Source organism: Synechococcus sp. MIT S9504, assembly GCF_047497135.1.
Lineage (GTDB): Bacteria > Cyanobacteriota > Cyanobacteriia > PCC-6307 > Cyanobiaceae > Synechococcus_C.
Genome location: NZ_CP138942.1, coordinates 2,670,458 through 2,693,494 on the forward strand (window position 1 = coordinate 2,670,458; position 23,037 = coordinate 2,693,494).

16 protein-coding genes and 1 pseudogene are annotated in these 23,037 nt (G+C 57.4%); 4 read left to right on the forward strand and 13 right to left on the reverse strand.

The window, feature by feature from the left end; translation table 11 throughout:
- Positions 1 to 29: 29 nt before the first annotated feature.
- The 6 genes from argH to SIB58_RS14585 form a co-directional block, all read right to left on the reverse strand.
- Positions 30 to 1,442 carry an argininosuccinate lyase gene (gene argH, locus SIB58_RS14560; RefSeq protein ID WP_066908638.1) on the reverse strand — a complete coding sequence of 471 codons (1,413 nt, stop codon included), beginning with the start codon at positions 1,440 to 1,442 and terminating at the stop codon, positions 30 to 32.
- Between the two features lie 32 nt (positions 1,443 to 1,474).
- On the reverse strand, positions 1,475 to 2,884 hold the full coding sequence (locus tag SIB58_RS14565) for a PP2C family protein-serine/threonine phosphatase (RefSeq protein ID WP_067327468.1): 1,410 nt from the start codon (positions 2,882 to 2,884) through the stop codon (positions 1,475 to 1,477).
- Between the two features lie 82 nt (positions 2,885 to 2,966).
- On the reverse strand, positions 2,967 to 4,598 hold the full coding sequence (gene ftsY, locus SIB58_RS14570; RefSeq protein ID WP_067327431.1) for a signal recognition particle-docking protein FtsY: 1,632 nt from the start codon (positions 4,596 to 4,598) through the stop codon (positions 2,967 to 2,969).
- Between the two features lie 17 nt (positions 4,599 to 4,615).
- Positions 4,616 to 5,242: a transcription antitermination factor NusB gene (gene nusB / locus SIB58_RS14575; protein WP_066908644.1), complete on the reverse strand. Its 627-nt coding sequence runs from the start codon at positions 5,240 to 5,242 to the stop codon at positions 4,616 to 4,618.
- A gap of 28 nt (positions 5,243 to 5,270) precedes the next feature.
- Positions 5,271 to 6,008 (reverse strand): DUF502 domain-containing protein, encoded by a 738-nt coding sequence (locus SIB58_RS14580; RefSeq protein ID WP_066908908.1) that lies wholly within the window; start codon positions 6,006 to 6,008, stop codon positions 5,271 to 5,273.
- 49 nt (positions 6,009 to 6,057) lie between these two features.
- On the reverse strand, positions 6,058 to 6,717 hold the full coding sequence (locus SIB58_RS14585; RefSeq protein WP_066908911.1) for an HpsJ family protein: 660 nt from the start codon (positions 6,715 to 6,717) through the stop codon (positions 6,058 to 6,060).
- Between the two features lie 40 nt (positions 6,718 to 6,757).
- Between SIB58_RS14585 and queG the strand changes: the two genes are divergently transcribed.
- The 3 genes from queG to SIB58_RS14600 are packed head-to-tail and all read left to right on the forward strand — an operon-like array spanning position 6,758 to position 11,191.
- On the forward strand, positions 6,758 to 7,720 hold the full coding sequence (gene queG / locus SIB58_RS14590; RefSeq protein WP_066908647.1) for a tRNA epoxyqueuosine(34) reductase QueG: 963 nt from the start codon (positions 6,758 to 6,760) through the stop codon (positions 7,718 to 7,720).
- Between the two features lie 59 nt (positions 7,721 to 7,779).
- Positions 7,780 to 8,634 carry a tetratricopeptide repeat protein gene (locus tag SIB58_RS14595; protein WP_369813435.1) on the forward strand — a complete coding sequence of 285 codons (855 nt, stop codon included), beginning with the start codon at positions 7,780 to 7,782 and terminating at the stop codon, positions 8,632 to 8,634.
- Between the two features lie 55 nt (positions 8,635 to 8,689).
- On the forward strand, positions 8,690 to 11,191 hold the full coding sequence (locus SIB58_RS14600) for a DNA topoisomerase (ATP-hydrolyzing) subunit A (protein ID WP_067327434.1): 2,502 nt from the start codon (positions 8,690 to 8,692) through the stop codon (positions 11,189 to 11,191).
- A 44-nt stretch (positions 11,192 to 11,235) separates the two neighbouring features.
- Here SIB58_RS14600 and purF read toward each other — a convergent pair whose 3' ends face one another.
- The 7 genes and pseudogenes from purF to SIB58_RS14635 form a co-directional block, all read right to left on the reverse strand.
- Positions 11,236 to 12,693: an amidophosphoribosyltransferase gene (purF, locus tag SIB58_RS14605; protein ID WP_067327436.1), complete on the reverse strand. Its 1,458-nt coding sequence runs from the start codon at positions 12,691 to 12,693 to the stop codon at positions 11,236 to 11,238.
- A gap of 139 nt (positions 12,694 to 12,832) precedes the next feature.
- Complete coding sequence (gene purL, locus SIB58_RS14610; RefSeq protein WP_067327471.1) at positions 12,833 to 15,175, reverse strand: phosphoribosylformylglycinamidine synthase subunit PurL; 2,343 nt, start codon at positions 15,173 to 15,175, stop codon at positions 12,833 to 12,835.
- A gap of 51 nt (positions 15,176 to 15,226) precedes the next feature.
- Positions 15,227 to 15,997, reverse strand: a complete 771-nt coding sequence (locus tag SIB58_RS14615) for an RNA methyltransferase (protein ID WP_066908659.1) — start codon at positions 15,995 to 15,997, stop codon at positions 15,227 to 15,229.
- A 2-nt stretch (positions 15,998 to 15,999) separates the two neighbouring features.
- Positions 16,000 to 17,166, reverse strand: a complete 1,167-nt coding sequence (dnaN, locus tag SIB58_RS14620) for a DNA polymerase III subunit beta (protein ID WP_066908917.1) — start codon at positions 17,164 to 17,166, stop codon at positions 16,000 to 16,002.
- 465 nt (positions 17,167 to 17,631) lie between these two features.
- Complete coding sequence (gene thrC / locus SIB58_RS14625) at positions 17,632 to 18,690, reverse strand: threonine synthase (protein WP_066908920.1); 1,059 nt, start codon at positions 18,688 to 18,690, stop codon at positions 17,632 to 17,634.
- Between the two features lie 101 nt (positions 18,691 to 18,791).
- The gene (locus SIB58_RS14630; protein ID WP_066908662.1) at positions 18,792 to 19,376 is read right to left on the reverse strand and encodes an alpha/beta hydrolase; all 585 of its coding nucleotides are present in this window, start codon (positions 19,374 to 19,376) and stop codon (positions 18,792 to 18,794) included.
- Positions 19,377 to 19,399: 23 nt separating this feature from the next.
- Positions 19,400 to 21,278: pseudogene (locus tag SIB58_RS14635) on the reverse strand (ABC1 kinase family protein).
- 61 nt (positions 21,279 to 21,339) lie between these two features.
- Between SIB58_RS14635 and recN the strand changes: the two are divergent.
- On the forward strand, positions 21,340 to 23,028 hold the full coding sequence (gene recN / locus SIB58_RS14640; protein ID WP_066908668.1) for a DNA repair protein RecN: 1,689 nt from the start codon (positions 21,340 to 21,342) through the stop codon (positions 23,026 to 23,028).
- Positions 23,029 to 23,037: the final 9 nt, after the last annotated feature.

Genomic DNA, 23,037 nt, shown 5'->3' on the forward strand with positions numbered 1-23,037 from the left:
CTCAGCGTAGACCCGGTCTCGCGAAATGATCATTGATTCGCTAGACCAAGCCTTTCGCTCCAGAGCGCCAACTGCTCCTCGACCCGCTCAAAGCCAGTGCCACCTTCACTAAGACGAGCGGCAACAACCTGACGGGGCGCCAGGGCATCAAAAAGATCGGCGTCAATGGAAGGATGAAACTGCTGCCAACGTTCAAGGCTCAGATCACGCAGCAACAGTCCATCACTCAGACACTGCTTCACCACCGAACCAACGATCTGATACGCCTCGCGGAATGGGACCTGTCGGGACACCAGATAGTCGGCCACATCGGTGGCATTGGAAAAATCAGAACCAACGGCGGCTTCCAGCCGATCAGGACGAAAACTCAGCCCTTCCTCGATCAGGATCGTCATCGCCTCGATGCACTGAACGCTGGTGTTCACCACATCAAACAGCGCTTCCTTGTCTTCCTGAAAATCCTTGTTGTAGGCCAGCGGCAGGCCCTTGATCATGGTCAGCAGCCCCTGTAGATGACCAAAGACCCGACCGCACTTGCCACGGACCAGTTCAGGAACATCAGGATTCTTCTTCTGCGGCATGAGGCTGCTGCCAGTGGCGCAACGATCACTCAGGCGCACAAAGCCGCATTCCTCTGAGGCCCAGAAGATCACCTCCTCGGCCAGACGGCTGAGGTGCACCATCAACAAGGATGCAGCAGCTGAGAACTCCACAGCGAAATCGCGATCACTCACAGCATCAAGGCTGTTGGCATAAACATCCTCGAATTCCAAGGCTGCGGCGGTGCTGCGACGATCAATCGGCACTGGCGTTCCAGCCAGAGCTGCAGCACCCAGAGGTGAGCAGTTGACACGCTTGCGCACATCCTGAAACCGTTGACGATCCCGCTCGAGCATCTCCACGTAAGCAAGCAGATGGTGCGCCAAACAAACGGGCTGCGCCCTCTGTAAGTGGGTGTAACCAGGAATCAGAGTGTTGCGGTGCTCAAGCGCTTGACGCAGAAGAGCCGTCTGAAACATCCGCACCTGCGGGTCGAGCTCATCGATTCGACGACGAAGCCACAAACGCAGATCCGTGCCCACCTGATCATTGCGACTGCGGCCGGTGTGCAGCTTTTTTCCCACCGGCCCCAGCAGAGCAATCAGCCGGCGCTCGACAGCGAAGTGCACATCTTCGTCGTCGAGGCCGGGATTGAAGCTGCCGGCAGCCGCCTCTGCGCGGATCTGTTCCAGGCCGCTGCAGAGCTGATCAGCCTCCACCGACTCAATCACGCCGCACTCGGCCAACATGCGGGCATGGGCCACTGAACCATCCAAATCCTCCTGAAGGAGATGGATGTCGAACCCGATCGAGGCATTGAACCGTTCGATCGCGGGATGCAGTCCCTGTTCGAACCGGTCACTCCAGGTGGCGGAGCCTCCGCCCGTCACTCCACCGGCCATGGACGACTCTCAACACAGATTCATTCAGCTTGTCAGGCAGGAGACCGTGGAACCGATGGCAACATCACCTCTTCCCGAACCTTTAGGACCACCATCGAAGCATCATCCTCGAGCTGTCTGTCGGCTCCTACAAAGCGATCAAGACGACCGAACAATTGATCAAGGATTCCCTGCGAACCGGTACCCGAACGGCAGGCGGTCTCAAGGTTACGGATCAGACGCGCTTCATCGAAACGATCACCGGTCAACCCCGGAGCCTCGGTGACGCCATCGGTGTAATACAACAACACATCGCCGGGTTCGAGCACCGTGGAACCACTTCCGTATTCCGCCTCAGGCTGCAGACCGATCAACAGACCCGGTGCATCCAGACGACTGATGCAGCGTTGCTGAGCCCGCCAGATCAACGGTGGATTGTGGGCAGCATTGGCAAAGCGAAGTCGACGCGTTCGCGGATCAAAATCCGAATAGAACAGCGTCACAAAGCGATGCGACTGGGACAGATCCTCGAGCGCGAGCTGGTTGAGGTCATGAAGGATGCGGTCCGGCGGTAATCCGCTCAGCACTTCCGCACGCAACATGCCGCGCAGCATCGTCATCAACAGACCGGCTGGAACACCCTTGCCCATCACATCGCCCATCACCAGTGACCAGCGACCACGCTCACGACGACGACCGATCAACTCCGGGCGCGTGGGGATGAAGTCGTAGTAATCACCACCCACCTGAAAAGCCGGACGGCAACGGGCCGCCAGTTCGACACCCTCAATCACCGGACAATGATCCGGCAACAACTGGGCCTGAATCTCGGCACCAATGCTGAGCTGGCGATCCATTCGCTCATGCAGACGGGCCTCCTGGAGCATCTGATCGTTTTCGATCGCAACCCCTGTGAGATCTGCCACCAGCTGCACATTGCGCCGATGGGCATCACTCCAGACCAGCGAGCCAGACGTGTTGAACACATAGAGACGTCCGCGCTGGCGACCTCGAGCCACCAGAGAAGTGGCGAAAACACCGGCCGATCCGAGGTGACTCTGCACCAGTCGATCCAGGCCGAGCACAAGGGCATCATCGGAGCCAAACCCGGCCGAACGTCCAGGCTCATGGTTGATCACCGCCTGAAGCAACGTCTCCGAGCGCAACACGGACAGCATCTGCAACTGGTCAGTCCACAGCCGCCCGTCGGCCTGAAATGGGATGAGCAGTGCTCCATCAACCCCCACCAGACGAGCAACCACCACTGGGACAAGCTCAAGAAACCGATTGAGGTTGGTGAAACTGCGCAGAGCAAAACCAATCGAAACCAGCAGCTCCTGATTGGCGCGCTGTTCCTTGGACAGACTGTCCAACAACTGACGCAGTGATGTTGTCGCTGTCAGAGACGAAGGCCCGGGACGAAGCGGGGAAGCCGGATGGCGCCGTGATGGATTGCTGCTCACGGCAACCCCTGGCAGGAACCGCAAGGTAGCAACTCTGACCGGAGAAAGCTGAACCCCTCAATCCGCCGTTGAGGGATGAACGTCAGCGACCCGCCAGCAGGGCTTCAACAAACTCGAAACTGTTGAACGGACGCAGATCCCGGATCCCCTCACCGGCTCCGATAAAGCGGATCGGCAGACCAGCCTCAGAGGCGACCGCCAGAGCCACCCCGCCTCTGGCCGTGCCGTCGAGCTTGGTGATCACCACCCCTGTGAGTCCAGCGGCTTTGGCAAACGCCATCGCCTGTTTAAGGCCATTCTGTCCCTGGCTGGCATCGAGCACGAGCAGGGATTCCACTTGAGCTTCTGGAGCCAGTCGATCCACAACACGACGAATCTTCTCCAGTTCCTCCATCAGGTTGTGCTTCGTCTGCAGGCGACCGGCCGTGTCCACCAGCACCAGGTCAGTGCCCTTGGCACGGGCGGCTCCAATGGCATCGAAGACCACAGCTGCCGGATCAGCGTTGGATGAGGCATTGGCAATCACCGGCACATCACTGCGGTCTCCCCAGACCTGCACCTGCTGAACCGCCGCAGCCCTGAAGGTGTCGGCTGCGGCGATCATCGCCGAGTAACCACTACGGACCGCGAGGTTGGCGAGTTTGCCGAGCGTAGTGGTCTTGCCGACACCATTCACACCAACCATCAGCCACACATTGAGCTGATCACGCTGAGGAGCCAGCAACTTCACGCCACTGTCAAGCGTGGGCTGGTCGAGCAGATCACGCAATTGTTCCTTGAGGAAGCGGATGCCTTCAGTGGGATCCACCACCTGTTCATTCATGCGCCGTCGCAAAGCATCCAGCACCTGATCGGTGGCCTGAACTCCAGCATCTGCGCGCAGAAGCAACGTCTCGAGGTCGTCAAGTACCTCCGGTGAGAGCGGGTCGTCACCAAGATTTTCCAGCAAACCTGTGACAAAGCCCTGACGGGTCTTTTCGAGACCCTGACGCAGACGGCCAAGCCAGTCGATCTCTTCGAGGGTGATCTGATCAGCCCGAACCCCTTGGGCAGCAAGGACCTCTGCTGACCAGGTGAACGTTTCATCGAACTCACCAAGACTGGGTTCATCGGACTGATCAGCGGTCTGCTGAGGCTGAACAGAATCGGCCTTTGCTGGTTCAGCAGCAACTGGGGCTGAAGCCTGCTCCAGCTGCTGCTGTCGTTCCTGCCGCTGAGCCGCAGCCTGCTCAAGCAGAGACAGTCCGGGTACAGGCGTTTCAACAGGAACAGCAACTGGTGCAGACGGCTGTTGTTGAGCAGAAGACTGTTGTTCAGCAGACGGCTTGGGCGAATCGGGTTCCGATACTGGAACCGCAGAGTCGGGCGCAGGTGGCTCGGGAGACACCGCAACCGGTTCAGCACTGACGGATGATTCCGTCGCGACTGACTGCGTGGTCTTTTCAAGCTCCTTCTGGGCTTTCAGACGGGCATAGGCCTGCCGTGCCCACTCAAGCGGGTCATCCTCAGCGGAAGCATCGGCGGACTGATCCGTTGACTCCTGAGCGGATTCAGCTCCAGCTGGCTCCAGTTCGGACTGGGATAATTCTTCTACTGATGTGGTCTCTGCTGAGCTGTCCTGAGTGGTTGCAGGGTCGATGGTCTGCTCAGACTTCGATGGCTGCTCAGGCGGCTGAGGAGCCTCGCGGCTTCGATTGAACCAGTCGTAAACCATTCGAATAAAGGCAGCGCCTAAGCGGTGGCGTTCTGAAGACGCCGCAGAACTCCATTGATCATGCGACGGCCCTGTTCATCGCTGTAGCGATTGGCCAGCTCCACGGCTTCACTGCAGGCCACGGAAGCCGGCGTGTTCATGGAACGGAGATCGACCACTGCCAGGCGCAGGATGTCGCGATCAATGCGAGGCAGTCGGCTGAGTCTCCAACCCTCCATGACTCCATCCAGTTGATTGTCGATGTCCTGCCGAGACTTCAGGACGAGCTGAATTCGACGCATGGCTTCCTGTCGAACCTGTTCTTGATCAGCAAGCGCCAGAAGACGAGGCAACTCAAGACTGGCCGAAAGACCATTGAGCACCTGTTCGGCTCCAGTGAGCGTGTCGCGCAGATGGGTACGCACAGCGGCGATATCGGTGGAGGCACTGCCGTCCTGCAACTCGCTGTCGAGCAGTGACTGCTGAGCCTTTTCCAAATCCCCAGCGCAATGATCAAGCACCTCGCGCCAGTGCTGCATCAGGCTGTCGAGGGCTTTCTGAAGCAGTGTCTCAAGATTGTCCTGCGCCGTCGAGGATCGCTCTCCCTCAGCGCACTGACCGAGAACAAACAGTGCAAGCTCACGGGAGAGGGTTCGGGTTTGCATAAGCAGCGAAAAGTATCGAACGAACGACTCAGGATGATGAGGGTGCCACAGATGCTCTGAGCTGGGCGATCAGACTGGAAAAACTGCGATTCACCGGTGCTTCGCGTTCATCCGGATTCACAATGCCAGCGGAGATGATCGTTCTGAAAGCATCCTCAACGGAAATATCGAGTTCTCTGACGGACGCTTCGGGCACAAGGGTGTACCAACCTGTGGTGGGGTTGGGTGCCGTCGGGATGAACACACTCAGCAGGTTCTGACCAAGATCTGACTGAAGGGAAGGTCCAACCTGGCCTGTGACAAAACCGACGCTGTAAAGACCTTCTCGCGGGTACTCCACCAGCACGACGCGACGAAAGCGCCGTGAATTATCGCGGAGAAACGTTTCCAGCAGTTGCTTGAGGGTCTTGTAAACGGAACCGGCGAGAGGGATGCGCTGCAGAGTTCCCTCTCCGAATTCGAGCAGCCATCGACCAACGATGTTTCGCGCCATCAGCCCGATCAACAGAATTCCCATCAAGGGAACGGTCAGCCCGAGCGCCAGATTGATCAAATCCTGCAGCAGAGGATTGAGATTGATGAATGGATTGAACTGTTTTGGAATCGATGTGACGAAAGCCAGCACGAATTTGCTGACAATCGTGGAAAGCCAGATGGTGGTGGCAAGCGGAATGACCACCAGAAGACCCGCAATCAGGTCGTTCTTGAGATCATTCTGAAGCCTGGCGCTGAGCGGCAGGTCAGGTCTTGGAGTGGACTGAACCAAGGAACGCCGGGGGCCGAGAGCCAACGAGTCCCACCAACCTAACCAGCGGTCAGAGGACAGCGCCGAGAGCAAGCAAGACCAGTGCCACTGCAAGCACTGCAGCACTGATGGTGCCGCCGAAGAAACGCTGATTGATCGTGAGATCACGCTGGCGTTCAGCCTGCTGAATCTGCTCAGTCATCTGTGAGAGCTGTTTATCAATGAACGTCTGGGCAGCCTGAATCTTGTCCTCCTCGGTGGCATCAGCTGGAAGCTGACCTGCCTGGGCCAATTGCTCACCGAGAACCTTCACATTGTCTGGATTCGCCGACTGCTGACGGGCCATTTCCAGCTGACTGCGCCTTTGCTCAAGGGTCTGATCGGCCTCTCCCATCAAAGACTGATTCCCTGTGATTCCAAGCGGAACCACTGCGATCATCACCACGGCGAGAACTGCGGAAATGATGCAGACGACCCAGCGAATCGGTGTGCGGAGCTGCTGCGGGTGATCCAGACGGGACCCAATCAGCATCAACAGCAAACCGACGAAACCCATCGGAGCCTGGCTCACAAGGCGTTCAATCAGTAGCTGTTGAAAAACACCATCGCTCCAATCCGCCGCACTCAGAACAACTCCGATCTGTAATGCGAGCAGAAGCACCAACGTGATTCCCAACCAGCGCAACAAGGGCGCGGCACGCAAAGAGGAGTCTTGGGAGGGAGCTGACACGGCACGATGCCAAAAGGTTGCCCACTTTAAGGTCAGGTTTTTGAATGTTCCAGCCAACGTTGCAGAGCTGAGCCTGGCCCTCAAGCAGCGGGCCCGGGAAGAGGGATTCGACCCCGTTGGCATCGCCTCACTGCCAGGCAGCCAACGGTTGCAAATGCGGACCGCCGCATTGCAGCGCTGGCTGGAAGCGGGCCACCAGGCGGATATGAACTGGATGGCGGCACCGCGGCGGCTTTCAGCAGCAAGCCTGCTGGAAGGCGCCCAGAGCATCCTGGCGGTGGGCTTGAACTATCACGTTGCTGCCGAGCGCCAACCAGAGCGTCTGGCGGTCGCCCGCTACGCATGGGGAAGGGATTACCACAGGGTGGTGAATCAACGACTTCGACGGGTCGGCCGCTGGCTGGAAACAATCCGACCTGATTGTCTCTGGCGCGTCTGCGTGGATGCTGAACCATTGCTTGATAAAGCCTGGGCGGAAGAGGCAGGGCTTGGCTGGATCGGCAAACACAGCAACGTGATCCATGCCAGAAGGGGCTCATGGATGGTGATCGGTCATCTGATCACGACGGAACAACTCCAGGCCGATCAACCAGCCAAAGCACGATGCGGGCAATGTCGCGCCTGCATCGAAGCCTGTCCCACCAGTGCGATCACGGAACCCTTTGTTGTGGATGCACGTCGCTGCATCGCTTTTCACACTCTGGAAAACCGCAATCCGGACCTGCCCGCAGCCATGGTGGAAGCCATGGGTCCCTGGGTCGCAGGATGTGACATCTGCCAGGACGTGTGCCCGTTTAACCAGGGCGTGATTCCATCCAGCGATGATCCCGATGTGCAGCCGAGACCCTGGTTACTGGACCTCAAAGCCGAGCAGATCCAGAGCTGGACGGATGAAGACTGGGATGAGCGGCTGCGGGGATCGGCTCTGCGCCGGATCAAACCCTGGATGTGGAGACGCAATGCAGCTGCAGCTAGACCAGACAATCCCCCTAGTGTGAGCTGATTCTTGGATCAGTGATGGGAGTTCAAGCTCGTTGGGGACGGAGCTGGCATCAAGCTCTGATGATCACGATGCTGACAGGAACCGTTGGAGCTCTGAGTGCTGCACCGGTCAGGGCTCTGACTCCCTATGTGTACACACCCAGCTCCCAGGAACTGGAAGGTGCCGGCGTCGGCATCGGTCGTACGGCTGCCCAATTGCTGCGCCTGGGGCAACCGGAGGAAGCAGCAAGTCTCGCTGCGCTGGCCGTCAGGCTCCAGCCCAATGACGAACGACTGTGGTCGGTTCTGGCTGAAGCGCAGCTGCGCAGTGACCAGCTCAAAGCGGCCGCTGGATCGCTGGCCAAGGCCAAAGCACTGAAACCTGGAAAAGCAGGACTGTGGTTCGCAGAAGCTTCGATTGCGCTGCGCGACGAGCGTCCGGAAGACGCCATCTCACTTCTCGATGAAGGTCTGCGACTGGACCCCAAAAATGCCGGTGCCTACTTTGATCTCGGTAATGCCCACGTCATGCAGTCGGACCTGAGAAAAGCTCTGAAGTCTTTCGAACAGGCCACATCAATCAAGCCCAGCTTCTGGGAAGCCCTGAACAACCAGGCTCTTGTGCTGTTCGAAATGGGCAACACACCCGAAGCCATCAAACGCTGGCGTTCTGTGCTGTCGATCAAACGCAACCCAGAGCCGATGCTGGCTCTGGCCGCTGCACTGAATCAACAGACTCCCGGCGATGCTGAGTCGATTGAACTGGCACGCAAGGCGCTCTCTGAAGACCCCAACTACGTGCTTCCAGGGCATCAAGAGAATCAACTCTGGGGCCCCAAACTTCGCCAGGCGACTGATGTTCTGCTGACGACACCCAGCCTCAGAGCAGCCGTCGAACGCGCTGAAGCCAACGCCGATCCCAAATCGGCTGAGTGATTCTGAAGGAAGATCTGTAGGCTAAGCGCCTTCTGCCTTCTTGATTCCGGAGCGGATGGCCGAGGAGCGCGTTCAACCGATCGCCCTGCATCACGAGATGCAGCGCTCCTATCTCGAGTACGCGATGAGCGTGATCGTGGGCAGGGCATTGCCGGATGTCCGTGACGGTCTCAAACCGGTGCAACGCCGCATCCTTTACGCGATGCACGAGCTTGGCCTCACACCGGATCGCCCTTACCGCAAGTGCGCCCGCGTCGTCGGCGACGTTCTCGGCAAATATCACCCCCATGGTGATCAGGCGGTTTACGACGCCCTTGTCAGACAGGTCCAGACCTTTTCAAGCCGCCACCCGCTGCTGGACGGCCACGGCAACTTCGGTTCCGTGGACGATGACCCTCCTGCAGCCATGCGTTACACCGAAACGCGACTGGCACCAATCGCCCACGAGGCACTACTCGATGAGATCGGCGACGACACGGTCGATTTCGCTGCCAACTTCGATGGATCCCAACAGGAACCGACTGTCCTGCCGGCACAGCTGCCGTTTCTGCTCCTGAACGGCTGTGCCGGCATTGCGGTGGGGATGGCCACGAGCATTCCTCCTCACAACCTGGGTGAAGTGGTGGATGGCCTGGTGGCGCTGGTGCGAAAACCGGACCTAAGCGATGAAAAATTGCTGGCTCTGATACCAGGTCCTGATTTCCCCACAGGCGGAGAGGTGCTGCTGGGCAGTGGAATCCGCGACACCTATCTCCGTGGTCGAGGCAGCATTCCGATGCGCGGCGTCGCCCATGTGGAGGAGGTGCAGCCAGGAAAAGGCAAACACAAGCGCAACGCGGTCATTGTCACTGAGCTGCCCTATCAACTCAGCAAGGCTGGCTGGATCGAAAAGCTTGCTGAACAGGTCAACGACGGAAAGATCGGTGGCATTGCCGACATTCGCGATGAAAGCGACCGCGAAGGAATGCGGATTGTGGTGGAACTGAGGCGAGACGCCGAGACGGACACCGTTCTGAAAGACCTGCAACGCCGCACGTCCCTGCAAAGCAATTTCGGAGCGATCCTGCTGGCATTGGTGGACGGTCAACCACGGCAGCTGTCACTGCGGCGAATGCTGCAGACCTTCCTGGAATATCGGGAACTGACGCTGATTCGTCGGACCACCCATGCCCTGCGCAAAACAGAAGACCGGCTCGAGGTCGTGGAGGGCCTGATCACAGCGCTGGCTTCCTTGCAGAAGGTCATCGCCATGATTCAGGAGGCGCGCGATGCATCCACAGCACGAGCGAGCCTGATGGTGCAGCTGGATCTGAGCGAGCGTCAGGCTGACGCAGTTCTGGCCATGCCATTGCGGCGGCTGACGGGCCTGGAGCAGGAGAGCCTGCGCCAGGAAGCTGAGGAACTGCGAGCTGAACGGCAGAGACTGAGGCTCTTACTGGACAATCGTGAGCAGCTGCTGGATGCCCTGGTTCAGGAGCTCCGCCAACTGAAAAAACGTTTTGCCACTCCACGCCGAACACGTCTCGTGGAGGGAGGCGATCACCTGCTGGCGGAACGAGCTGCAAACCAGCGCCCCAATGCCGAACTGCAACGCCGTCAAGCCCTTGACGCCCTGCCACCTGAATCGCGAATCCTGATCCAGACCGACGGTCAGGTGAAGGTCGTGAGCCCCCAGCTGCTTGGCCGCTTGCATCTGAACGAACCGGTTGGTTTGGGCGATGAACCTTCTCCGGCACGACTGATCCTGCCGATCAACCCTGCACCGAGACTGCTTGCACTCACCGCCAGTGGTCGCATTGCCCTTGTGCGCTGGGAGTTTGCAGGTCAGCAACCTGGTGGACTGGAGCGTTTCTTGCCCACCGCCCTGGAAGGCGAAACAGTGATCAACCTGCTTCGGCTTCCCCAAGTCGATGACAAAGACACCAACAGCCGCATGTCTCTAGGTCTGCTGACCACGGATGGCCGTTTCAAGAGACTTCCCTTGGATGAGATTCAGGAGCTCTCAGGTCGCGCCGCCACCATCCTGAAACTGAAGGAAGGCGTATCTCTGCTTTCAGCAGCGATCTGCGAGCAAGGCGGAACGGTGGCTGTGCTGAGTGACATCGGTCGAATTCTCTGCCTGCCGGTTGAAGAGCAATGCCTGCCCTTGATGGGCAAGTTGGCCCAGGGTCCAATGACCATGCGCATGCTCCCTGGAGAAAACCTTGTGGGAGCCGTTAGCCAACCGGCCGCGAGCAGCAACTCCGAATCAACCAACAGCGGAGAAGTGCTGATCGGAACCAACAACGGAGATCTAATTCGCCTCTCCCTCAGTGACGTGCGCCGATGCAAACGCGGGGATCTTGGAGAGATCGCTGTGAAGGTCAGTGGCGACGGCAAGGAAAATGTTCGCCTTGTCTCAGTCTGTGAAAGCGCGGATCTGGTCGGTGTGGTCACCAACAAAGGACGGCATGCCCGGATCCAGAACACAACTATCAGCACGGATTGCAATCAACCCACGCAGCTAACCTTCAAAGGAGACGAGACACTGGTCCAGCTTGTTCCTCTTCTTAGTTGAATGCTTTCAGGGCTTAAAATCAAAGCTGAAATTAAATTTCTATTTCAGGAACTGCAGTTTCCTTCCAACCACTCAAAGTAGTTCTCATCAATATCTCCAGTCACATAGTAACCGTCAAAACAGGACATCTCAAGATCCTCGATATTAGTCCCTTGAACAATACTTTTCTTGAGATTATCAACGCTCTGATAAACAACATTGTCCGCAGCAAGCACATCTGCAATTTGATCGATCGTACGACCATGAGCCAAGAGTTCACCTCTTGTGGGCATGTTGATTCCATACACATTGGGAAAGCGAACAGGGGGTGCAGCCGATGTGAACGTGACCTGATTCGCTCCAGCATCTCGTGCCATCTGCACAATTTCCCTCGAGGTCGTGCCACGAACAATTGAATCGTCCACGATTAGAACATTTTTTCCCGCGAATTCAGTACCTAACGCATTCAGTTTTTGACGCACTGATTTTTTCCTTTCTGCCTGTCCTGGCATGATGAAGGTACGACCCACATAGCGGTTCTTGTAAAATCCTTCTCGATATTCAATACCAAGCTGTTTAGCAACCTGCATCGCAGAAGGCCTTGCTGAATCTGGTATTGGCATTACAACATCAATGTCACCAGCTGGTAATGCATCAGATATTGTTTTTGCAAGCAGATCACCCATACGCAAACGAGTTTCGTAAACAGAAATTCCGTTCATAACAGAATCTGGCCTTGCCAGATAAACGTATTCAAAAGCACAGGGAACAAGCTGAGAAGACCGAGCACACTGACGTTGATGGAGATTAAAATCAAAATCAATAAAGATCGCTTCTCCAGGTTCAACATCACGAACAATTTCATAACCACTGTTTTCGATCACGAGTGACTCACTCGCAACAATCCATTCATCCCGTCCGTTTTTTGCAGACCTGCGACCAAGAATCAAAGGTCTGATTCCAAAAGGATCACGAAAAGCAAGAAGGCCGCGGCCTGAAATCAGAGCAATGGCTGCGTATGAGCCCTTCACCCTGCGATGCAGAGATGACACGGCATCAAACAGCTGATCTGGAGAAAGATCAGGACCAGTTAGATGGGATTGGATCTCAGTGGCAAGAACATTCACCAACATCTCCGTGTCGCTGGACGAGTTGGTATGTCGTCGATCAATCTTGAAAAGATCTTGTTCGAGCTGACTGGTGTTGGTCAGATTGCCATTATGGACAAAGGTGATTCCATAAGGAGCGTTGACATAAAAAGGCTGAACTTCATCTTCAGCTGCAGCAGCCCCACTGGTGGCATAGCGAACATGTCCAATGCCGACATTGCCAAGAAGTTTGCGCATGTCACGCGTTCGGAATGCTTCGCGAACCCTGCCACGTTGTTTATGGACGTGAAATGTATAGTTATCCATCGTGACGATTCCCGCAGAATCCTGTCCACGATGCTGAAGCAGCAGAAGGTTGTCATAGATCTGCTGATTAACAGAATCAGCAGAAAAGACTCCGATAATTCCACACATAACTACGCCCCGCCAACCAAGTCATGAAATGAATTCAACATGCCCCTTGAATTCACTAGTAAATCACTAATCCGCTCGCCGGAAAAGATAAACAAGACAACAAACAAAACCATTTCAACATTAGCAAAGCGGCGGATGATCATTCAGCAACCTCCGCGATGCCATCCATTCGTCGAGGTAGTGCGCTGTTGTAGGCAGAACGACATTGCTCAATGTCCAGATTCAGGCAAGGGTCCTGATCAACACAAACCCGCAGGCCAGGATGTTCAGTCACAACACCAATCCGAGTGATTGGCAGATCGTCCGTCTCAGCTAACAGCGCTTCCCATTGCCCAACGCAATCGACCTTCACCGACACCACGATCCGACTCCCGCCTTCCGCAAAGAGAACGCGATCCAAACGCACACCCTGAACCCTGAGGTCGATCTCGATTCCGAGACCCGAAGCAATGGAAGATTCCGCCAAAGCCACGCCGAGTCCGCCATCGCTGCAGTCATGGGCTGAGCCCAGCAGACCGCGAGTGATGGCCTCACGCACGAGGCGGCCAACCTTGGCCTCCATCGCAAGATCCGTCAGAGGTGGGCGACCAGCCAGAGTCCCTGTCATCAGTTGTTGATAGGCACTACCTGCCAGGCCCAGGCAAAGAGACTCGGCATCGTCAGCGCCGACACCAATCAAATAGATGGGATCCTGAGCCTGTCGCCATCCCAGACCAATCACGGTCGCGATGTCGTCGACACCACCCACCATGCCGATCACGGGTGTGGGGTGGATCGGCTGAAGGCTGCCGTCATCTTGTTTGATCTCGTTGTACAGCGAGACATTGCCACCGGTCACGGGAGTGTTGAGAGCTCTGCAGGCATCCGAGATACCGCGGCATGCCTTGGCAAGCTGCCAGTAGCCCCCTGGGGTTTCAGGAGAAGGAAAATTGAGATTGTCTGTGACGGCAAGAGGTTCAGCGCCAACACAGCTCAGGTTGCGTGCTGCTTCGGCGACAGCGGCCTGAGCACCCCGTTCAGGATCCAGTGCAACCCAGCGGTTGGGACAATCCACCGTTGCAGCCACTCCCTTGGCTGAGGCATCCAGTGATCCTTCACCCTGCTGCGGGCGCAATCTGACCACAGCTGCGTCTGCAGATCCGGAAGACACCACGGTGTTCGCCAGAACCTGCTGGTCGTACTGACGATGCACCCAACGTTTGCTCGCAATCGTGGGATCATCCAACAAACGCAGAAGACTCTGACTCCAGTCATGGCCTTGGCTTGGGAGGGGAAGATCCGCTTCCGACCAGCTCCACAGCTCCTGAATCTCAGCAGGGGGCTCACTGAGCAAATCATGGTGATTGATCGGCGTGTCTTCCGCCAAAGCCCTCGAAGGAACTTCAGCAGCCACAACGCCTGCCTGAAGCACCCGAACCACAGGGTCAGCCAGGACGCGACCCACCACAGCCGCCTGCAGACCCCAGCGCCGGAAACGCTCCATCAGAGGCTCTTCGCGACCAGCACGCACCACGAAAAGCATGCGCTCCTGCGATTCAGACAACAGATATTCATAAGCAGTCATGCCCTGCTCACGGGCAGGCACCTTGTCGAGATCAAGCTCGATTCCCAGATCTCCTTTGGCTGCCATCTCCGAACAGCTACAGGTGAGGCCGGCAGCACCCATGTCCTGAGCGGCGACCACGTCACCGCTCTGAAAAGCCTCCAAACAGGCTTCAATCAACCCCTTTTCCAGAAAGGGATCTCCCACCTGCACAGCTGGACGATCATCCAGAGAGGCGGAACTCAGCTCAGCGCTGGCAAAACTGGCTCCACCCATGCCATCACGACCGGTGGTGCTGCCCACGTAAACCACGGGATTACCAACCCCTGAGGCTCCTGATTTGACAATGTCGTCGGTCTCCATCAGACCGAGAGCCATCGCATTGACCAGAGGATTGCCGCTGTAGGAGGGATCAAAAGCCACTTCACCACCCACGGTCGGGACACCCACGCAATTGCCGTAGTGGGCAATGCCAGCTACCACGCCCTGCATCAGTCCAACGTTGGCGGGCTCATCCAGGGGACCGAAACGCAAGGCATTCAGCAGAGCGATCGGACGGGCACCCATGGTGAAGATGTCCCGCAGAATTCCACCAACACCTGTCGCTGCTCCTTGAAAGGGCTCCACGGCTGAGGGATGGTTGTGGCTCTCGATCTTGAAGGCAAGCCGATGGCCTTCTCCAAGATCGACCACACCAGCATTCTCACCAGGCCCCACCAGGATGCGAGGCCCCTCCGTCGGGAAACCACTGAGCAGCGGCCTGGAATTGCGATAACAGCAGTGCTCTGACCACATCACTCCGAACATGCCGAGTTCAGCCCGATTGGGGTCCCGCCCCAGCCGACGCTGGATCTCGACGTAATCCTGCTGTGTGAGCCCTTCCTGGCGGAGGGCGGCGGCGACATCAAACGTCTCGGCCACAGAAGAAGACTGGACCACAGTCAACAGGTCATCTGCTCCCAGTGTTGCCGACGGCCCGACCTCACCAGCTCAGATCCAGGGATCACCATCTGATTCCACAGGCCGGCGGTTTCGTATGGCCGGCTCACGATCGATCCAGTCATCGTCATCCCAATCCTGCAGTGGATCTGAATCCACGGCTTGGGAGCGAACATCAGGCTCATCCAGATCACGCCGAGAGGGGTGTTCATCCCATGGGTGTTCCTCCAACCAACCCTCGAGCCGTTCGCCGGCACGATCACCGAAATGCTGCAACTGCTCACGCCAGTGACGGGACCTGCGGACGAGATCCTGACGAACACTGGCGCGTGCTTCGGGAAGATCATCCAGATCACGGAGACCCGTCGAGACCAGGCCTGGCTGCTGATCAACGATGCGATCAGGCGTCAGCCGCCAGCGGCTGCTTCCTGGCAGACGTGGATCGCTGCGAGACACCAGGTAATGCAGAATCTCACCGGTGGAGGGCACAAAAGCCAGGTCAGCAACCTGGCCAAGGCGCGCTCCATCGGCATCAAGCAAGTCGGCATCAAGCAGGGTTGGAAGTCGCTCAAGGGTGAGCTGATCAATTTCTGAAGGTGCACCCTTCACAAACACCTGCTGATCATCAAGGCCACGACACTGATCAAGTCTCCAGACCGTGCGGGAGTTGCGCAGGGCGGAAGGACGGCTGACCCAACCCAACAGGCGATGCACCGGAGGATGCATCCAGGCCATCACCCCAATGCCGTGATCAAGTCCCTGATCACAGCGCACACGGTGTCTCAGCAGATCACTGAGCAGCAGTGGATCAGGCAGCGTCAAGGTCAGGAGCGAATCTGAACAGGCATCACCAGATAGGTGAGTCCTGAAGCATCATCGGACGGTGAAAGGATGGCTGGCGTTGTTGGGGCATTGCACTGAAGGCGAACGCGTTCCGAATCCATTGCTTTCAGACCATCCAGCACATAACGCACATTGAATGCGATCTGAACGGGGTCACCCTCGATTTGAGCCGATAGAGACTCTGAACCACTGCCTACATCCTGAGCATCGGCACTGATCTGAACCAGACCCTTTTCAGGATCACTGCCGATGCGAACAACGTTGTTGTGCTGATCAGCCAAGACAGCAATGCGTTCGAGTGAAGCCACGAAGGCCCGACGATCAAGATCCAGCGTGCGGTTGAAGGAGTCAGGAATCAGCTGGCGGTAATTGGGATAGGTGCCCTCGAGCGTGCGACTGGTCACCATCTGATCAGCGGCCAGAACCACCACTTGACCGCTTTCGCAAAAGAGACTGACAGCGTCTGTTCCTTTCCATCCCGCCATCAGACGTTCAACCTCCCGCAGAGAACGAGCCGGCAGGGTGACAGCGAGGCCAGGATCTTCGGAAGCTTCCTGGTCGGAAAGGGCAAGAGGATCCTGAAGTGCATCATCAACGCTGAGCACGGCCAGACGATGCCCATCGGTGGAAGCCGCCTCAAGACTGGTCCGATCAAAACGCAGATGCACCCCGGTGAGCAGCTGCTTGGCTTCGTCGGAACTGCTGGCAAACAGCGTGCTGCGCAGTGCCTTGACAAGGGCTGCTGGATCCAGTTTGAGCGCTGTGCCGTTCTCGACCAGAGGCAGCTCCGGAAAATCATCAGCAGGCATGCCGCGCATCTGATAGCTGCCACTCAAACTGGTCAGTTCCACCTGTTCTCCGACTTCATCGGTGACAAGGGTGATGGGTGAATCACTGGAAAGACGGGACACGATTTCGCCGAAAAGTCGCGCCGGCAGGGTCACCGCACCACTGGTTTCAACAGTCGCGGCCAGAGACGTCTGAATACCCAGATTGAGGTCAAAACCAGTGAGGCTCAAACGATCCGTTCCCGCATCCGCGGTCAGCAGCACGTTGGCAAGCACCGGATGGGTTGGTCGTGCTGCAACCGCTCTGCTGACCAGTTGCAGGGCAGCGTTGAGTTCCGTTTGGGAACAAACCAGTTTCATGGCGACGTTGTCCGCTGCAAGGCCTGAGGTCACCCACGGTTTCACAGGGACGCACGAAGCGCAATGGTCCAAACGAACATGCCGTGCTTGGTGCTTACTGGCTGTTGAAGTCTTTAAAAACAAACAACCAAAACAGCCGTAGTAGACGCTGTGGAAACCGTGGAAAACCATTCAACCCCAGCTCTGCCAATGCTTTTCTGATCACACAGCCCTGGGGAATCTTTTTTCGTCGATGAGGAGAAACTGCTGTTTCTCACAGAATCAACAGTCTGTGGAAAGCCGAAAGCTTGTTGAGGGGGGCTGTTGTGTCTGGCTCTCCACAGCTTCAAGGCATGGTTTTCTGCGGGCTTCCGCAGGCAGTTCGTCATCTGGTTGGTCGTCTTCTTCTGTCTGTCGGCATCAAAAAAACCCCTTTCTGGAAGGGGCCGTTTTGAGATTGAGGTCATGTCCGACCGTGGTGATGACTCAAAACCCCATCACTTTGGCCACTGTGCCCAGATCAGGATCCAGATCCGTATGGAAAGCAGCGTCGTTGTTATTGATGGCGCAATCGGGGTCCTTCAGTCCGTTGCCGGTGAGGACGCAGACCACCGTGGCTCCTGCAGGGACTTCGTCTTTGCGTTTGAGCAGGCCAGCCACAGAAGCAGCGCTGGCTGGTTCGCAGAACACGCCTTCCTGTCCTCCCAGCAGCTTGTAGGCCTGAATGATTTCCTCATCTGTGACATCCAGGAAGGCGCCTTTGCTTGCTGCCCGTGCGGCAATAGCTTTCTCCCTATTCACAGGATTGCCGATGCGGATGGCCGTGGCGATCGTTTCCGGATCGGTCACGGTGGTCTCGTTGACCAACGGAGCTGATCCACTGGCTTGGAAACCCATCATCCTGGGCAGAGTGCGGCTTCGGCCCGCCTGGTGATATTCCTGGAATCCCATCCAGTAGGCGGTGATGTTGCCGGCGTTGCCCATGGGAATGCACAACCAATCAGGGGCTTCACCCAGGGCGTCGATCACTTCGAACGCGGCTGTTTTCTGGCCCTGCAGACGATACGGGTTCACCGAATTCACCAGGGTGACCGGGTACTGATCCGACACCTCACGAACGATGTCGAGTGCTTTGTCGAAGTTGCCGCGGATGGCGAGCACTTCGGCGCCGTAGACCAGTGCCTGAGCCAGCTTTCCTTGGGCGACATACCCATCAGGGATCAGCACAAAGGCACGCATCCCTGCTCGTCGTGCATAGGCCGCGGCAGCCGCGGATGTATTGCCTGTACTGGCACAGATCACGGCTTCGCAGCCAGCTTCCTTGGCCTTGCTGATGGCCATGGTCATGCCACGGTCCTTGAACGAACCGGTTGGATTCAGCCCGTCGTATTTCACGTAGACCCTCACCCCCTTTCCGATCCGTTCAGCAATCGAAGGGACGGGGATCAACGGTGTTGCGCCTTCTCTCAGGGTCACCACCGGAGTGGAGTTGCTCACTGGTAACCAGGTTCTGTAAGCCTCAATCAGCCCCGGCCAGTCCTGCATGACAGGTGCCGGGGAGAAGCGGCGACGGAAGCTGTTGAGCAGTGACACCTGCGCAGGGCAATATTCCTCAGGAATCTATGTGGCAGGCACTGCCGCCTGGTTCAGTTGCTGCCGTCCTTCAGACCGTCCAGGGGGGAATCTGAGAAGAATTGCACCAGGCCCGCGATCGATTCCGCTTTTTCGATCACGGCGATCAATGCCGGAATATTCACCTCCATCACCTCTGATGGATAGGCCTCAAGAAATTTGATGGCAGTCAAGCCGCCTTCGCCGATCTGAAGTCCGTTGATCACCCCAGCGCGGAGGGCTGGAACACTGACGGACGGGGCGGGCACTTTCAGTGGGTAAATGATCCGAGCCACTCTGGTCAGAATCACGTCTCCGATCCTTGTGGACATCAGCCTGCTGGTCAGCACGAGTGGCAGATTCAGTTCCTGGTTGAGCAGTTTTGCCACCTCCTCAGGATCCTGACGGCTCAGCTTCAGGAGGTCGACCAACACTCCTCGGGCTTTGCCTGTTTCAGCCAGGTAGGCCAGGTCCGCAACACTGATCGAACGGATGAAAGCTCCACTGACGAGGGCAACGTCTTTGGCAGCGTGAACGGGTTGGAAACTGCTCAGCAGGCTCAGAGCCATCGCCGAGCCTGTTGCCAGAGCGTGCCTGCGAAGGCGTGATCGTGCAGACATGGGCAGATCGAGGTGACCGGAATCTAGGGGGAGACTCCTGCTGCTGCTTTGACCAGTCGGACAACTCCCCGTTCGGCCAGACCCTGTGCAAGTTCAACTCCCATCCGACGGGCGTCGGGTTCACGCATCAATCTGGGCAAGCGGCTGAACAGCAGATCCGGACTGAATCCAGGCAGCTGCTGAAGCACCTGGATGAGTTGACGGACCGGCTCAAGGTCCATGTAGAAGTCCTGATTCAACTCGGCTCCTGATGTCATCAACCGGGTCGGTTGCAACTGACGAGGCAGACGCCGCCCGATGCGTTGCAGCGTCATCCATCCAAGCGAATCAATGCGATCGGCTGCGGTTTCAACGAGTTGATGGCGCAACATCCCCCCATGGGTGGACACCAGGAAGTCCAGAACCTGATCCAGCAGGACTTCAAGGTCCAGTTGCTCCTGACTGGCTGCACTGGCTACAAGATTTTCCAGTCGTGTCCAGCTGAAGATGTCGCCGTCGAACAACATCTCCTTCAAACTCTGTCGCAGCTGTGGATCAGGGTCTTCCATCAGCCTGCGCGCGAAATAGGGATAGGCGGCTCCGAGAATTTTGAAATCGGAATCCACGCTCAAAGCAATCCCCTCCAGGGTCACCAGTGAGCGAATAATCAGTGCGTAGTAGGGCGGAACTCTGAACGGGAACTTGTACATCACGCCAGAAAGATCATCAGTGACCGCTTTGAAGTCCATGCGGCTCACACCAGCTTCCAGAGCTTGACTAAAGACGGTTTCAAAGGCCGGAACAATCGGCTCCAGATTCACGTCCTCCGCGAGGAATCCGAGGTTGACGAAATCCTTGGACAATTTGCCGAAATTGCGATTCACCAGGTGAACCACGGCCTGGATCAAACCGGTGCGTGATTCCCGCGAGACCTCGCTCATCATTCCGAAATCCAGATAGCAGAGCCGTCCATCAGCGAGGGCCAGCAGATTGCCTGGGTGTGGATCGGCATGAAAAGCCGTGCTCAAGCAGCTGTTGCAAGCTGCAGTTCACGCCCACATTCACCATGTCGTCGGGATCGATTCCCAGATCCCTCACCGCTTCGAGATTGGTGAGTTTGACACCGTCGATCCACTCCATCGTTAGCACCCTTCGACTGGTGGCTTCTCGATAGATCTTGGGAACGGCAATCCGGGGATTCTGTTGATGCAGCTCGCTGAATTTCTCCGCATTCGAGGCTTCGTTGAGGTAATCCATTTCTTCGAACACCCGACTGCCCAGTTCATCAATCAGGGCAACAAGATCACTGCGGATCAGACCGATGTTGCTGTTGAGCCAGGCGGCGATGTTGCGCACGATGTAGAGATCGAGCGTGATCTGTTCGCGCAGACCCGGTCGCTGCACTTTCACGGCAACGCGTTGACCGTCGTGCAACGTTCCGCGATGCACCTGGCCCAGTGAGGCGGCGGAGATCGGTTCGCGCTCCAGTTCCGCATAGATGCTGTCGACGGGAGCGCCCAGATCCTCTTCAATGCACGCCATGGCCAGAGCGCTGTCGAAGCCAGGTAGCTGGTCCTGCAGCTGGGCAAGTTCCTCCAGAAGAACAGGGGGCACGATGTCTGGCCGTGTGGAGAGCGCCTGCCCGGCTTTGATGAAAGCCGGGCCGAGCTCCACCAGCAGTTCCGCGCATTCCTTGGCTCTGCTTCGTGCCCGTTTTGGATCCTTGAGCAACTGGAAGATCCAGTCGAAACCGATGCCGATCAACAGCAATCCAATTGGCACCAACGTCTGCCATAGACGTCGCAGCAATCGCTGAGGATGGCCCGCATAGATGCGGGTGATGGCTGCCGGGTCATACGTGAGCAGACCGGCGGCTTCGATGAAATCTCCGAGTTCTTGAGGGGCCACTGGCCTCAATGCCATGTGCACCCCTTCTAAACGAGCTGAGCCGCCGCTACGGTCTGATCCAACACCGGGGTCTGCCGTGCTAACCGGTCTGCGACTCGAGAACATAGCCTTGATTGACCGCCTTGATCTGGCATTTGATCAGGGTTTCTCTGTGCTGACCGGCGAGACGGGCGCAGGCAAGTCGATCCTTCTCGATGCTCTGGATGCCGTCCTTGGAGGTCTGCAAACAGGAGCAGGTGCGCGCCTGTTGCGTTCCGGCTGTGACCGTGGTGTGATCGAGGCCAGTTTCCGTCCCGGTGCAGCCGCCAGCCGCTGGCTGCTTGAGCAGGAAATCAGCGGTGGTGAGGAAGATTTGGTGGTCAGCCGCGAATGGCGTCGTCAGGAGGAACGTTTCAGTAGTCGCTCAAGACTGAACGGCGTGATGGTGAATCGTCAGCAGCTGTTGGTGCTGCGTCCCCTGCTGATCGATCTCACCGTTCAGGGGCAGACGCAGCAGCTGGCTCGACCGGGTCAGCAGAAACGTTGGCTTGACCGTCTCGGGGGTTCCTCTCTCGATGCCGAGCTCCGTCAGGTTCGTGCGCACTGGAGCGACTGGCTTCGCTGTCAGACCGAGCTTGAGCGGGTTGAAAACGATCGGCTGCAACTGGATCAACAGCGAGAGGAGCTGGACCTGCTGTTGGCTGAACTCGATCGAGCCGAGCTTGATGACCCTGAAGAAGTTGAGAAGCTCGAACGGGAACAGGACCGTCTTGTTCATGGTGTGCGCCTGCAGGAGGGTCTGGGTCTGTTGATCGGGCGTCTTCAGGACGGTGCGGATCAGGCACCCTCAACGCTTGATCATCTGCAGGCCTGCAGCCATGAGCTACGGCAGATGCAGGGTCTCGATCCATCGCTGCAGTCTCTGAGCGAACGATGTCTCGACCTTGAATCAGGTGTTCAGGATCTGATCCGAGAGCTTGAGGGTTATGGCGCTTCCTTGGACAGTGATCCCCATCGTCTGGCGGTGCTTCAGGAGCGTCTGGCCGAGCTCAAGCGCCTGGAACGCCGTCATGGTCAGGATCTGATCGATCTGATCCAGCGTCGTGATGAGCTGCGTGAGCGTCATCAGTCCGGCGGTGTTGATGCACTGCTCGAGCAGTTGCGCAGCCAGGAGAAGACGGCTTGTCTGGCCCGTGATCGCAGTAACGCTTCTCTGCGTTCAAAGCGTCTGGTTGTGGCGGCTGAGCTGCAGGAGCGGTTGATAGCCCATCTCAGGCCCATGGGATTAGCCAATGTGAGATTTGAGGTTGCTGTGGAGCCGTCTGAACCTGGAGAGAGCGGTGCGGATACGGTCTGCTTCCTGTTCTCAGCCAACCCTGGTCAGCCCATGGCTCCGCTGACTGAAGTGGCGTCCGGTGGTGAGATGTCGCGTTTTTTACTGGCTCTCAAGACCTGCCTTGCGGAGGTGGATGGATCCAGCACCCTGCTCTTCGATGAAATCGATACCGGAGTGAGCGGCCGTGTCAGCGGTGCCATGGCCGATTTGCTGCGTATGTTGTCGCGCCATCGACAGGTGTTCTGTGTCACCCATCAGCCGCTGGTGGCCGCAGCGGCTGACCATCATTTCCGTGTTAGCAAAGACGTTTGTGATGGGGTCACCCATTCGCGAGTATCCCATCTGCGGGACACTCAGGAGCGTCAGCATGAGCTGGCTGAACTGGCTGGCGGTGACCGCCGCGAAGCTGAGGCTTATGCAGCCAGCCTTCTGGATCAAAAAGCAGCGTGAGCATCATCT

Bases quoted from the DNA above. Each gene is read 5' to 3' on its own strand.
- SIB58_RS14630 (WP_066908662.1), bottom strand. From the start codon at position 19,376: ATGTCTGCACGATCACGCCTTCGCAGGCACGCTCTGGCAACAGGCTCG.
- ftsY (WP_067327431.1), bottom strand. From the start codon at position 4,598: ATGGTTTACGACTGGTTCAATCGAAGCCGCGAGGCTCCTCAGCCGCCT.
- SIB58_RS14595 (WP_369813435.1), top strand. From the start codon at position 7,780: ATGATCACGATGCTGACAGGAACCGTTGGAGCTCTGAGTGCTGCACCG.
- argH (WP_066908638.1), bottom strand. From the start codon at position 1,442: ATGGCCGGTGGAGTGACGGGCGGAGGCTCCGCCACCTGGAGTGACCGG.
- dnaN (WP_066908917.1), bottom strand. From the start codon at position 17,166: ATGAAACTGGTTTGTTCCCAAACGGAACTCAACGCTGCCCTGCAACTG.
- nusB (WP_066908644.1), bottom strand. From the start codon at position 5,242: ATGCAAACCCGAACCCTCTCCCGTGAGCTTGCACTGTTTGTTCTCGGT.
- thrC (WP_066908920.1), bottom strand. From the start codon at position 18,690: ATGCAGGACTGGCCGGGGCTGATTGAGGCTTACAGAACCTGGTTACCA.
- SIB58_RS14600 (WP_067327434.1), top strand. From the start codon at position 8,690: ATGGCCGAGGAGCGCGTTCAACCGATCGCCCTGCATCACGAGATGCAG.
- purF (WP_067327436.1), bottom strand. From the start codon at position 12,693: ATGTGTGGAATTATCGGAGTCTTTTCTGCTGATTCTGTTAATCAGCAG.